General features: G+C 29.8%; 10 protein-coding genes. 8 read left to right on the top strand and 2 right to left on the bottom strand.

What is annotated here, in order from left to right:
• The first annotated feature begins 125 nt into the window (after positions 1-125).
• The gene (locus WG950_RS08445) at positions 126-2600 is read left to right on the top strand and encodes a DUF5686 and carboxypeptidase regulatory-like domain-containing protein (protein ID WP_340931619.1); all 2475 of its coding nucleotides are present in this window, start codon (positions 126-128) and stop codon (positions 2598-2600) included.
• A gap of 9 nt (positions 2601-2609) precedes the next feature.
• Positions 2610-2852, top strand: coding sequence for a MoaD/ThiS family protein (locus WG950_RS08440; RefSeq protein ID WP_340931618.1), 243 nt, complete (start codon positions 2610-2612; stop codon positions 2850-2852).
• Positions 2853-2855: 3 nt separating this feature from the next.
• Here WG950_RS08440 and WG950_RS08435 read toward each other — a convergent pair whose 3' ends face one another.
• Entirely contained in the window at positions 2856-3128 is a 273-nt protein-coding gene (locus tag WG950_RS08435; RefSeq protein WP_077810807.1) for a DUF3817 domain-containing protein, read from the bottom strand.
• A 93-nt stretch (positions 3129-3221) separates the two neighbouring features.
• On the opposite strand from WG950_RS08435, the gene WG950_RS08430 reads away from it, so the two are divergent.
• Entirely contained in the window at positions 3222-3644 is a 423-nt protein-coding gene (locus WG950_RS08430) for a molybdenum cofactor biosynthesis protein MoaE (RefSeq protein WP_077810808.1), read from the top strand.
• 21 nt (positions 3645-3665) lie between these two features.
• On the opposite strand, the gene WG950_RS08425 is transcribed toward WG950_RS08430, so the two are convergent.
• Complete coding sequence (locus WG950_RS08425; protein WP_340931617.1) at positions 3666-4688, bottom strand: COX15/CtaA family protein; 1023 nt, start codon at positions 4686-4688, stop codon at positions 3666-3668.
• A gap of 411 nt (positions 4689-5099) precedes the next feature.
• Here WG950_RS08425 and WG950_RS08420 point away from each other — a divergent pair, with 411 nt between their 5' ends.
• The 5 genes from WG950_RS08420 to WG950_RS08400 all read left to right on the top strand — a co-directional run bounded on the left by WG950_RS08420 (position 5100) and on the right by WG950_RS08400 (position 13343).
• On the top strand, positions 5100-6071 hold the full coding sequence (locus WG950_RS08420) for a ribonucleotide-diphosphate reductase subunit beta (RefSeq protein ID WP_340931616.1): 972 nt from the start codon (positions 5100-5102) through the stop codon (positions 6069-6071).
• 138 nt (positions 6072-6209) lie between these two features.
• On the top strand, positions 6210-8609 hold the full coding sequence (locus WG950_RS08415; RefSeq protein ID WP_079737911.1) for a ribonucleoside-diphosphate reductase subunit alpha: 2400 nt from the start codon (positions 6210-6212) through the stop codon (positions 8607-8609).
• A gap of 118 nt (positions 8610-8727) precedes the next feature.
• On the top strand, positions 8728-9237 hold the full coding sequence (locus WG950_RS08410) for a TlpA family protein disulfide reductase (RefSeq protein ID WP_340931615.1): 510 nt from the start codon (positions 8728-8730) through the stop codon (positions 9235-9237).
• An 18-nt stretch (positions 9238-9255) separates the two neighbouring features.
• Complete coding sequence (locus WG950_RS08405; RefSeq protein WP_340931614.1) at positions 9256-10593, top strand: deoxyguanosinetriphosphate triphosphohydrolase; 1338 nt, start codon at positions 9256-9258, stop codon at positions 10591-10593.
• Between the two features lie 50 nt (positions 10594-10643).
• Entirely contained in the window at positions 10644-13343 is a 2700-nt protein-coding gene (locus WG950_RS08400; RefSeq protein WP_340931613.1) for a T9SS type A sorting domain-containing protein, read from the top strand.
• Positions 13344-13368: the final 25 nt, after the last annotated feature.

Raw genomic sequence — 13368 nt, 5'->3', positions numbered from 1 at the left:
AGGCAACCATTTACATAAAATAGTAGTCTTACTTTTTTGTGAACATTTTATATTTCGTTTAACAAATATTAAACATTTGCTAAGCATTTAAAAATTAAGTTTGCAGCAATCAACCTCAATTATTTATGAAAAAAATTACTTTAATTTTCTTTTTATGCATTGCATTTTCTTTAAAAGCACAAGTAAAAGGAACTGTTACAGACCAAAAAGGAGATCCGTTATCTTTTGTAAGTGTTTATTTAAACAATACAATTACAGGAACTACAACTAATGAAGAAGGAAACTACCTTTTAAACCTTAAAAAACCCGGAAAGTATACTGTGATTTTTCAGTTTATTGGTTTTACAACTTTAAAAAAGGAAGTAACAATTACAAGCTTTCCTTTTCAATTAAATGCCGTTTTAAAAGAAGAAAATGTGCAATTAAACGAAATAGTTATTTCTACAAAAGACAATCCTGCAAATAGAATAATTAGAAACGCTATAAAAAGTAAAGATAAGAATACAGAAAAGTATGCAAATTATACTGCTAAGTTTTACTCTAGAGGTTTGACAAGAATTAAAGATGCGCCAGAAAAATTTTTCGGACAAAGTATGGGCGATTTTGGTGGAGGTTTAGATTCTACAAGAAGCGGAATTATTTATTTATCTGAAACATTTTCTAAGATTTCTTTTCAAAAAAAGCCTAAAAAATTTAAAGAAAAAATTGTTGCGTCTAAAGTGTCTGGTCAAGATAATGGTGTAAGTTTTAATAGAGCGGAAGAGTCTAATTTAGATTTATACGAAAATAGTATCGAAATTTTTAACGGTTTAGTTTCTCCTATTTCTACCAATGCTTTTACGTATTATAACTATAAATTGGTAGGAACCTTTTATGATAAAAATCAAAAATTAATAAATAAAATACAACTTTTACCAAAACGTAAAAATGACCGAGTTTTTGAAGGTTTTATTTATATTGTAGAAGACGATTGGGCATTGTACGGTATAGATGTTACCACAACCGGTGCACAAACTAACATTCCAATTGTAAATACTTTAAAAGTAACTCAAGGGTTTAATTATTCCGAAGAAATAAAAGGTTGGGTTTTAATAAATCAAACATTAGATTTCGATTTAAATTTTCTGGGTTTTAAACCAAGCGGGAAATTCTCTTACACCTATTCTGATTATAATTTTAAGCCAAACTTTACAGAAACAACTTTTACAAATGAGGTTTTGTCTTTTGAAGATAGCGCCACAAAAAAAGATACTTTATTCTGGAACAAGTTAAGACCAATCCCTTTAACATTAGAAGAGGTAACAGATTATAAAGTTAAAGATAGTATTAAGGTGCTAAGAAAATCTAAAAAGTATTTAGATTCTATTGATGCAAAAGGCAATAAATTTGGTTGGTTAGATCCTATAACTGGTTACAGTTTTAATAATACTTTCGAAGATAAATCTTTTTCTTACAACGGCCCTTTGTTAAGAACAGGATTTAATACAGTGCAAGGTTTTTATACAGGTGTTGGGTTTAATTATTTTAAATCTTTAAATGATACCGGTAAGTGGTGGAGTGCAGGTGTAAATGCTAATTATAGTTTTTCTGAGAAAAAAATAAGGCCATCTGTGTATTTTTCTAAAAAATGGAACAATATTTCTAGACCAAGATTATTTGCAAAAATTGGTATTACAACACCACAGTTTAACGAAAGAAATCCTATAGCTAGGTTAAACAACTCTTTAAGTTCGTTATTGAGTAATCTTAATTATTTGAAAATTTACGAGAAACAAGCTGCAGAAATTACGTATTCTCAAGAAATTAAAAACGGAATTTACTTTTCTGGAACTTTAGAATATGCAAATAGAAAACCGCTATTTAATACCACAGATTTTTCTTGGACTTCAAAAGAAGAAAACGGCGGTTATACATCTAACAATCCTTTAAATCGCTCAGGTTTTAATACGGCCCCTTTTGTAGAGCATAAAATTGCAACTTTAGATTTAAGAACACGTTTTGTTTTTGGTCAAAAATTCTTATCGTACCCAGATAGCAAGCAAAATATAGGAAATAATAAATATCCGACTGTAAGTATTCGATATAGAAAAAGATTTGGAGCTTCTAATTCCGAATTAAATTCTGATTTATTTACAACAAACATTAATCATTTTGTAAATGCAGGTAATTATGGTAATTTTAGATATAATTTAAGGGCAGGAATTTTCTTAAAAAAGAAAAACATTGCTTTTATGGATTATTTACAACCCAACGGAAACGAATTAACATATCCTTTAAAAACCGCAGGAATTAGTAGTTTTGGTTTGTTAGATTATTATAAACTGTACTCTAATGATAAATATGCAGAAGCCCATTTAGAACATAATTTTAGAGGAGCAATTTTAGGTAAAATTCCGGTATTAAATAAGCTTAATTTTTACTTGGTAGCAGGTTCTAAAGCAATGGTAATGGCAGATGCAAAACCTTACACAGAATATTCTGTTGGTTTAGATAATTTAGGTTTTGGTAAATGGCGCTTTTTAAGATTAGATTATGTAATGTCTAACTATAATGGCGTATCAGAAAATGGCTTTTTGTTTAGATTTAGCCTTTTTAATTAAATAATATACATGAAAATAAAAACACTCTTTTTTGGCATTACTTCTGATTTGATAGGAGAAAACCAATTAGACTTTGTCATAGAAAACAATCTTTCAATCAAAGATTTTAAGCAATTTTTGATTGAGAAACATCCGTCAATAGAAAATATAAATTCTTATGCAATTGCCGTAAATGAAGAATATGCAGAAGACGATTTAATTTTAAAAGAAAATGATGTTGTTGCTATTATTCCGCCAGTTAGTGGAGGTTAGCAATTATCTTAAATATTTTTTATCGACATAAAAAGTTCCAAAAGGAATTACAGAAGCAATTAAAACAATAGCCAATGTTTTATTGTTCCAGTTCATTTCTTTTTTAATAACAATTGCTAAAACAATGTACAACATAAATAAAATTCCGTGTGGCATACCTAACATTTTTACATAAGAAGCATCGCCTTGTAAATACTTAATAGGTGTTGCTATAAAAAGTAAAAGTAAATAAGAAACTCCTTCTAACAAGCTAACAATTCTAAAGACACTTTTCATTTTTTTTGAAGTATAAAATATTAGTTTGCAAAGATACATCATGAATTATTATTTTTGCTAAAAGCGTTTAACTTGTTTTAGATTTAAAAAATTATGCAGAGAACTTCAATAAAAATTACATCAGAAAAATTAGATCTAAATGCTTGTTATGCTTTTGTTGAAGACGATTCTTGCGGTGGCATATCTGTTTTTGTAGGTACTGTTAGAAACGATACAGAAGGCAAAGAAGTAAAAAAGTTAGATTTTTCTACGTATAAACCGATGGCGCTAAAAGAAATGCAGAAAATTGCAGATTTAGCACTCGAAAAATTTGATGTAAAAAAAGTAGCTGTTCATCATGCAGAAGGCGAATTACAAATAAGAGATATTCCGGTAATTATTGCGGTATCGTCAAAGCATAGAAAAGCAGCTTTTTTAGCGTGCGAATTTATTATTGATACTTTAAAAGAAACCGTGCCAATTTGGAAAAAAGAACACTTTTCTGATGGCGAAGTTTGGGTGAACGCGCATCCTTAAATCAATAAAAATTATTAGCTATTAATTATTTATGGTTTTTCTACTTTGAAGCCATAAATAAAATTGTAAACCAAATAAAATTGCTCCTGCCAATAAATGCACTGCTTGTGTACCAAAAGGAATTTCTGCATAATACATTAAAATACCAGAAATTACTTCGATAAAAATTAAGGCAACAATCCAATTTACTAATTTATAACCAAGGTTTTTAATTTGGTTTAAGTACAACATACCGAAGTTTACCAATACAATTGCAATAGTAAAAGATCTATGAAAGTAAAATTTAAAACTAGGATTCATTAAACTATAATTCTTGTTTTCGAAGCCATATAATTTTACTTGCTCATCAATAAATTGTCTTACTTGGGTTCCCATTGCAATTTGAATCAAAGAAAAAATTACAGAAACTATTAGTAGTTTGTTAAAAACGGAATTGTATTTAAAAGTTGTTTTTTTATTAGTAACAATAAAATTTAATTTTAATAAAAGAGCAATAATTATCAAGCCAACCACCATATGAATGGTAATAATTGTAGGTGTTAAATTTGTGTCTACTACCGTTTTACCTAACCAAGCTTCAAAAAGCATTAGAAAAAATGCGCCAAAAGCTAACCAAGTAATTCGTTTGTCTTTTTTTCTATTTTTAATAGCACTGTATATTAAAAATAGAAAAACAAAACCAGATAAAACAGAGGCAAGTCTATTTATGTATTCTGTCCAAGTATGGTATTTGTTAAATTTTGCGTAATCGTGTTTTGTATAGTTTACCCAATTATTAATGTTGAAGTCTGTTGCAGTTTGTATGTCTTTTTCTGCAACAAATAAAACTTCGTCTTTTATAATTATAATTCCTTTTTTATAATTGGTGTTTGGTTGCCAAGTAATTTGTTCTTCGGATGTTGGTGGTATGTAATAACCAAAACATTTTGGCCAATCAGGACATCCCATTCCAGAACCTGTCATTCTAACAACAGAACCCGCTAAAAATATTAAATAAACAGAAATTATAGCAATTTGTACAATTTTTGGAAACCTATTTTTCATTAGAAAAGTCTTTTTGCAAAGATACTTCAAAAATGGGGTAGCAAAAAGAATTTAAGTAGTCTTCTGTTATCTTTAAAAATTCTAAATAACCTTTTTTAATGAAAATTTAATTAAGAGAAAACAGTTAATTTTAAAAACCAAATCTGAAATAAAATTGATAAAAAAAACTTTTTAAATTACGTTTTAAGAATGTCAATAGTAGCAATGGTTTAGCTAATTTTACTGTTTTAATGGGTTGATTTTTAGTAAAATAAAATAGTGTTAAAATTTAACGAAAATCATAATTTTTGTCTTTTTGTTAAAAACTTCAAGGGATTTGTGAATAAGTATGACTTTCATTTTGGAACAAAAAACCCAATCTTTGTAGAACTCGTTTTAACAAATAATAATTCTCAAAAATCTCAATAAAAAATGTCTGTATTAGAGCCTATTTTACAACCAAATGACAACCGTTTTGTAATTTTTCCTATCCAACACGATGATTTGTGGGAATGGTATAAGAAACAACAAGCTTGTTTTTGGACGGCAGAAGAAATTGATCTTACAGCAGATCTTGTAGATTGGACATCTAAGTTAACAGACGATGAGCGTTATTTTATAAAGCATATTTTAGCATTTTTTGCTGCATCAGACGGTATTGTAAACGAAAACTTAGCAGAAAACTTTGTAAACGAAGTACAATATTCTGAAGCTAAATTTTTCTATGGTTTTCAAATAATGATGGAAAACATTCATTCTGAAACATATTCTTTATTAATAGATACTTATGTTAAAGATGAAGTAGAAAAAGACAATTTATTTAGAGCTATCGAAGTTTTTCCGGCAATTAAGAAAAAAGCAGATTGGGCATTAAAATGGATAGAATCTGATTCTTTTGCAGAGCGTTTAATTGCTTTTGCAGCAGTAGAGGGTATTTTCTTCTCTGGTGCATTTTGTTCAATTTTTTGGTTAAAGAAAAGAGGTTTATTACCAGGTTTAACTTTTTCTAACGAATTAATTTCTAGAGACGAAGGTATGCACTGTGATTTTGCTGTACACTTACACAATAATCACATGGTAAATAGAGTGCCAAAAGAGCGTATTTCAGAAATTATTGTAGACGCATTAAATATAGAACGTGAGTTTATTACAGAATCTTTACCAGTTAGTTTAATTGGTATGAATGCAAAATTAATGACTCAGTACTTAGAGTTTGTTACAGACAGATTGTTATTAGAATTTGGATGTGACAAAGTTTACGATGTAACAAATCCTTTCGATTTTATGGAAATGATTTCTTTAGAAGGAAAAACTAATTTCTTCGAAAAAAGAGTATCAGAATACCAAAAAGCCGGTGTAAAATCTGGTGGAACAGGAAGTATTAGTTTCGATTCTGATTTTTAATTATCAGAATACATAAAATTAACGCCGTTTATTCTTAGGTGTTAATTCATACAAAATAAGAAGTAGTAAAAAGAGTATCCTAAAAAATTGGACGTTTTTGTGGGCTCTAATAATTAATAAAAAAAACCAAATAGAAAAATGTTTGTACTAAAAAGAGACGGTAAAAAAGAGCCGGTGATGTTTGATAAAATCACGGCAAGAGTAAAAAAAATGTGCTACGGTTTAAATAAAATTGTAGATCCGGTAAAAGTTGCAATGCGTGTAATTGAAGGTTTATATGATGGTGTTACAACATCAGAATTAGATAATTTAGCCGCAGAAACTGCCGCTACAATGACAACTGCACACCCAGATTATGCAAAATTAGCTGCAAGAATTGCTGTTTCTAACTTACATAAAAACACTAAAAAATCATTCTCTGAAACAATGGATGATTTGTATACTTATGTAAATCCTCGTACAAACAAAAAAGCGCCATTATTGGCAGATGAGGTATATAATATCATTAAAGAAAATGCAGAAAAATTAGATTCTACTATTATTTACAATAGAGATTTTAATTACGATTATTTTGGTTTTAAAACATTAGAACGTTCATATTTATTAAAATTGAACGGTCAAATAGCAGAACGTCCACAACACATGTTAATGCGTGTTTCTATTGGTATTCATAAAAATGATATTGATGAAGCAATTGCTACTTATGAGTTAATGAGTAAAAAATATTTTACACACGCTACACCAACTCTTTTTAATGCAGGTACACCAAAACCACAAATGTCTTCTTGTTTCTTATTACAAATGCAAGATGACAGTATCGAAGGTATTTACGATACATTAAAACAAACTGCAAAAATATCGCAATCTGCTGGTGGTATTGGTTTGTCTTTACATAATATTAGAGCTACAGGTTCTTATATTGCTGGTACAAACGGTACATCAAACGGTATTGTGCCAATGTTAAAGGTTTTTAATGATACTGCTCGTTATGTAGATCAAGGTGGTGGTAAGCGTAAAGGATCTTTTGCAATGTATTTAGAGCCTTGGCATGCAGATATTTTCGACTTTTTAGATTTAAAGAAAAACCATGGTAAAGAAGAAATGCGTGCTAGAGATTTATTCTATGCAATGTGGATTTCTGATTTATTTATGAAACGTGTAGAACAAGATGCAGATTGGACGTTAATGTGTCCTCATGAATGTCCGCACTTATACGATACTTACGATGAAGAATTCGAGCGTTTATACACAAGTTACGAGGCAGCTGGTAAAGGTAGAAAAACGATAAAGGCACGTGAGCTTTGGGAGAAGATATTAGAATCTCAAATCGAAACAGGTACGCCATATATGTTGTACAAAGATGCAGCAAACAGAAAATCGAATCAGAAAAATTTAGGTACAATTCGTTCTTCGAACTTATGTACAGAAATTATGGAGTACACAGCAGAAGATGAGGTTGCGGTTTGTAACTTAGCTTCTATTGCTTTGCCAATGTTTATTTCTGAAAGAGAAGGCGGAGAAAAATACTTTAATCATAAAAAATTATACGACGTAACTAAAAAAGTAACACGTAATTTAGATACAGTAATAGATGCTAATTTCTATCCAGTTATAGAGGCAGAAAACTCTAACTTTAGACATAGACCAGTTGGTTTAGGTATACAAGGTTTAGCAGATGCATTTATACAATTGCGTTTACCTTTTACAAGTGATGAAGCTAAAAAACTGAATCAAGAAATTTTTGAAACGATGTATTTTGCAGCTGTAACTTCTTCTATGGAAATTGCAAAAGCAAAAGAACCTTACTCTACTTTCGAAGGTTCTCCAATGTCTAAAGGAGAATTTCAGTTTAACATGTGGGGAATTAAAGATGATGAGTTAAGCGGAAACTGGGATTGGGCTAAGTTGCGTAAACAAGTAATGAAACACGGTGTAAGAAACTCGTTATTAGTTGCGCCAATGCCAACAGCATCTACTTCTCAGATATTAGGAAACAATGAAGCTTTTGAGCCTTATACATCTAATATTTATACAAGAAGAGTATTATCTGGTGAGTTTATTGTTGTAAACAAACATTTATTAGAAGACTTAGTAGAATTAGGTTTATGGGATAATGATATGAAAGAAAGTATAATGCGTGCAAACGGTTCTATACAACATATCGAAGAAATTCCTGCAGAATTAAGAGAGTTATATAAAACTGTTTGGGAAATGAGTATGAAAGATATTATCGATATGGCACGCCATAGAGGATACTTTATCGATCAATCTCAATCGCTAAACTTATTCTTAAAAGATCCAGACTATGGTAAATTAACTTCTATGCATTTTTATGCTTGGAAATCTGGCTTAAAAACAGGAATGTATTACTTAAGAACAAAATCTGCGGTAAATGCAATTCAGTTTACAGTTTCTAAAGAAAAGAAAGCGCAAGTTATAGAAGAAGAAAAGCCAATGAGTGCTGCAGAATTTAAAGCAATGGTAGATGCTTCTAAAAACGGAGCACCAGACGACGATTGCTTAATGTGTGGTTCTTAATTTTGTCTACAACAATAGAATTTTAAACTTGTTTTAGAATCTTAATAATTTAATATTGATAAAAAGAGAAGTAGAAATGCTTCTCTTTTTTTTATTGTATTTTCGAAGAAATTTTAAAATGAAAAAAGCTTTTTTATTATTGGCTATAGTTTTGATCTCTTTTTCTTGTAAAAAAGATAAAGAGGTAAATACGCAGAAACTTAGTAAAGAAACTTCAGAAACATTTATCAATTTTGATAAATACACTTTTAATACAGCAGATAATACTAGAGAAAAAATAACCTTATCTAAAGAAACTTCTTATATTTTAGATTTTTGGTATTTAGAATGTGAGCCGTGTGTAAAACAACATAAAGAAATCAAAGAATATCAAGATATACTTGCTGAAAATAACATAAAAATTATAGGTATTTCTATTGATAGAAGCCAGAAAAATTGGAGAAATTATTTAAAAAAACATCAATATAACTGGCAAAATTACAATCAGTTTCAAGAAGAAAATGATTTAAAATACGACTTAAATATTAAATTTTTTCCAAGATATTATTATGTCAATGATAAAGGATTTATTTTGCGAAAATTTAATTCTTTCAAACAAGTAATCAATTATTTAAAAATAAAAAAATAGCCCTAAAATAATAGTAAAATGAACTGGGAACAACTCCTTTCTTTAAAACGCTTTGGCGATACTCAAAAAAGACCAAGAATTGCACAAGATGAAACACGATTAGGTTTTGATGTAGATTTTGACAGAATTATTTTTTCATCTGCATTTAGAAGTTTACAAGACAAAACACAAGTAATTCCGTTATCTGAAACAGACTTTGTACACACGCGTTTAACGCATAGTTTAGAGGTTTCTGTGGTTGGTAGAACACTTGGTAGAAGAGTTGGTAAAGCGTTGTTAGAACGTCATCCTAACTTGGTAGATTTAGGTTATACGTTTAATGATTTTGGCGCAATAACTGCCGCAGCGTCTGTTATGCACGATATCGGGAATCCGCCATTTGGTCATTCAGGAGAAAAAGCAATTGGCGAGTATTTTAAAACGGGTAAAGGTGTAAAATATAAAAATGAACTAACCGATAAAGAATATCAAGATTTAATTGATTTTGAAGGAAATGCAAACGGATTTAAAATTTTAACCGAATCTAGAAAAGGAATTTCTGGTGGTTTAAGATTAAGTTATGCAACCTTGGGCGCGTTTTTAAAATATCCTAAAGAAAGTCTCCCTAAAAAGCCAACTAATCATATTGTAGATAAAAAATATGGCTTTTTTCAATCAGAAAAAGAAGCATTTTTAGATGTAGTAAAAGATTTAGGAATGCTCGAAAAAAAATCTGAAGGTATTTCTTTTTATAGACATCCTTTAGCTTATTTAGTTGAAGCTGCAGATGATATTTGCTATACAATTATAGATTTTGAAGACGGAATAAATCTTGGTTTAATAGACGAAGAATTTGCTTTAGAATACATGATTAAATTGGTAAAAGATACAATCGATATCAAAAAGTATCATTCGTTACAACATAAAACTGATAGAGTTAGTTATTTAAGAGCTTTAGCAATTGGTGTTTTAATTAACGAAGCAGTAACAATCTTTTTAGACAACGAAGAAGCAATTTTAAACGGAACTTTCGAAAAATCTTTACTAGACAAGTGTAAGTTTGAAGCTCAAATTAACGACATAATTAAAATAAGTGTTTCTAAAATTTACAAAAGCACAGAAGTTGTAGAAAAAGAAGTTGCTGGTTATAGAATTATTGCAGATTTATTAGATGTTTTCGTAACAGCATTAAATAATAAGTTTGAAGGTTGTTCATCAAATTTTGACAACTTGGTTTTAAATTTATTACCAGAAGAATACAAAACAGAAACATCAAACTTATATGATAGGATAATGCAGGTTTGTAGTTATGTTTCTAGAATATCAGATAGTTACGCTATACGAATGCATAAAAAATTAACTGGTAATATTATATAAAGTTACTAATAATCATTAGATTAGATGCCTTTTTTAAAACAAGTTTATGTATGAATAAAAAATCAACTTTTTCTATCATTACAATAATTGGTTTACTAATTTTTGTGTTTTACACAAGTAACTCAGAAATAACTTTTGAAAAAAATAAGAAGGAGTATGCTGAATACTTAGCAAATCATCCTTACACTAAAAGATCTCCTTTAACAAAAGAAGAGATTAAGGCAATGCCAAAAAAAGACCGACCAGATTTAGCGTTTGAGCAAGACTTTTTAAGAACTATGGATCCTAATACTAAAAAGTTACATCAAGATAGATTGGTAAAAGCTTTAAAATATGGTAAAAAGGTAAAACAAGATGCTAGTTCTAAATCTGCAACAACTTTTAATTGGGAGTCTAGAGGGCCAAAAACAGTAGCAGGAAGAGTTAGAGCAATGATGTTTGACCCCAATGATACCGAAAGTAAACGTGTATTTGCTGGTGGAGTAAGTGGTGGAATATGGAAAAACGAAGATATTACAAATGAAAACTCATCATGGGCAATGGTGAATTCTGATATGACGAATTTTGCTATTTCAGTAATGGTTTATGATCCTGTTCAGAATAATACATTCTATGTTGGTACCGGAGAAGGTTGGGGAAATGCAGATGCTGTAAATGGTGCAGGAATCTGGAAAACTTTAGATGGTGGTTTAACTTGGAGTAATTTATCATCAACTACTAACTTTGAATATGTTTATGACATAATTGTTAGAAATGAGAATGGAATAGGTGTTGTTTATGCAGCAATGAAAGATCAAGAAAATATTTTTTCTGAGGGTACAGATTTATTTAGATCTGTTGATGGAGGAAATACTTGGTCTGTAGTTTCTACAGAACCAATTAGAGATTTAGAATTAGCATCAGATAATAAGATTTGGGCAGGTTCTGCATCAGGATCTATATTTTCATCATCAAACGGAGTTGTATTTTCATCTAATTATAACTCTTCTTTACCTTCTGCAGGTAGGGTTGAGTTAGCTACAGCAAAATCAAATTCTAATGTAATATATGCCCTAATTGCATCAAGAATAGAAAATTCAAATAGCCCCGATACTTTTGTAACAGGTTTAGGGGAAATTGTAAAAAGTATAGATGCAGGAGTAACTTTTACAAACTTAGATGAACCATCAGATACTAGAGATTCTTCGGTACCAAATGATGATTTTACAAGAGGACAAGCTTGGTATGACTTAATTATTGAAGTAAACCCAACAAATCAAAATGAAGTTTATGTTGGTGGAATTAATACATTTAAAAGTACAAATGGCGGAGTTTTATGGTCTAAAACCTCTAGTTGGGACAGTCGTTTTGACAACTCTGTAAGTTATGTGCATGCAGACATTCATAATATTGTTTTTAGACCAAGTAATAATCAATTACTAATAGCTACAGATGGAGGCGTTTTTTATTCTCCTGATAACTCCAAGAATGTTAATCAAAATTCAATATTTCCAAGAAATCTTAATTTAAATATAACTCAATTTTATTCTGCTGCTATAGACCCTGTTAACTTAAATGGTTTTATGGGAGGAGCGCAAGATAATGGTACAGTTTATTTATATGAACCGGGTATTAGTAATACTATAGAGGTATTAGGAGGAGATGGAGGTTTTAGTTTTATAGATCAAACGGCAACAAATGCAACAGAAAGTATTTATTATATAGCTTCTACACAATTTAATGTAAGTTATCTCTATGATTCTTCATTTCCTGCCACAGACTATATAACTTTAGTTAATAATAGAGATTCTGGTAATTTTATAAATGCATCAGACTATGATGATGAAAATAATATCTTTTATTCTTTTAATGATAAGAATGAAATTACAAGAGTTATTTTAAAAGATGATTTCGAAAACCAAGGTTTTAGAGATAATTTTAATGGTGTTCAAGATATAATTTCAACACCTCTTTTTGGGAATTCTGATGTAACACATATTAGGGTTTCTCCTTACAATGTAGCTGCTAGAAAAGTATTTTTTGGTACAGTTACTGGTAGGCTTTTAATTTTTGATAGTACAGACGAAAGTTTTGAGATAATTAATGAACCATCTAATGTGTTTGGAGCAATTTCTTGTATTGAACTTGGTGCTTCGGATGATGAAATCCTACTAACATATTCTAATTACGGAGTAAAAAGTGTTTGGTACACTAATGATGGTGGAGATAACTGGAAAGATGTTGAAGGCAATCTGCCCGATATTCCTGTAAGATGGTCTTTATTCAATCCTTTAGATAGAAAAGAGGTTTTATTAGCTACTGAAGCAGGAATATGGAAAACAAGCGATGTAACCGCAGAAACAGTTTTTTGGGAACCTGCATCTTCTGGAATGGGAAATGTTAGAGTAGATATGCTACAGTATAGAGCATCAGATAACTTAATCTTAGCAGCTACTCATGGTAGAGGAATGTTTACTTCAAATTTTGTAGACAGTACTGCTTTTGTTACGAGTGTGGTATCTGATGAAAAATTATTTACGGTTTACCCTACAGTTTCAAAAGGAGATATTACAGTATTTGCTAAAAACACTTTAGGTAAAGTGAAAATAAATATTTTTGATACTGCCGGAAGACAAGTTTATGGTTCTAGTTTAGATTTTAGTGTCAATGAAAAACAACCAATTTCATTAAATATTGATTCAGGAATTTATATTGTAAATTTAGTAGATAAGGACAATAACAAATCTTCGAGAAAAATTATAATAGAATAATTTTATAAAGTTTATAATTCAAAAA

The sequence above is a fragment of the Polaribacter marinaquae genome, from assembly GCF_038019025.1.
GTDB lineage: Bacteria > Bacteroidota > Bacteroidia > Flavobacteriales > Flavobacteriaceae > Polaribacter > Polaribacter marinaquae.
This window is presented reverse-complemented; position numbering and strand designations above follow the sequence as displayed.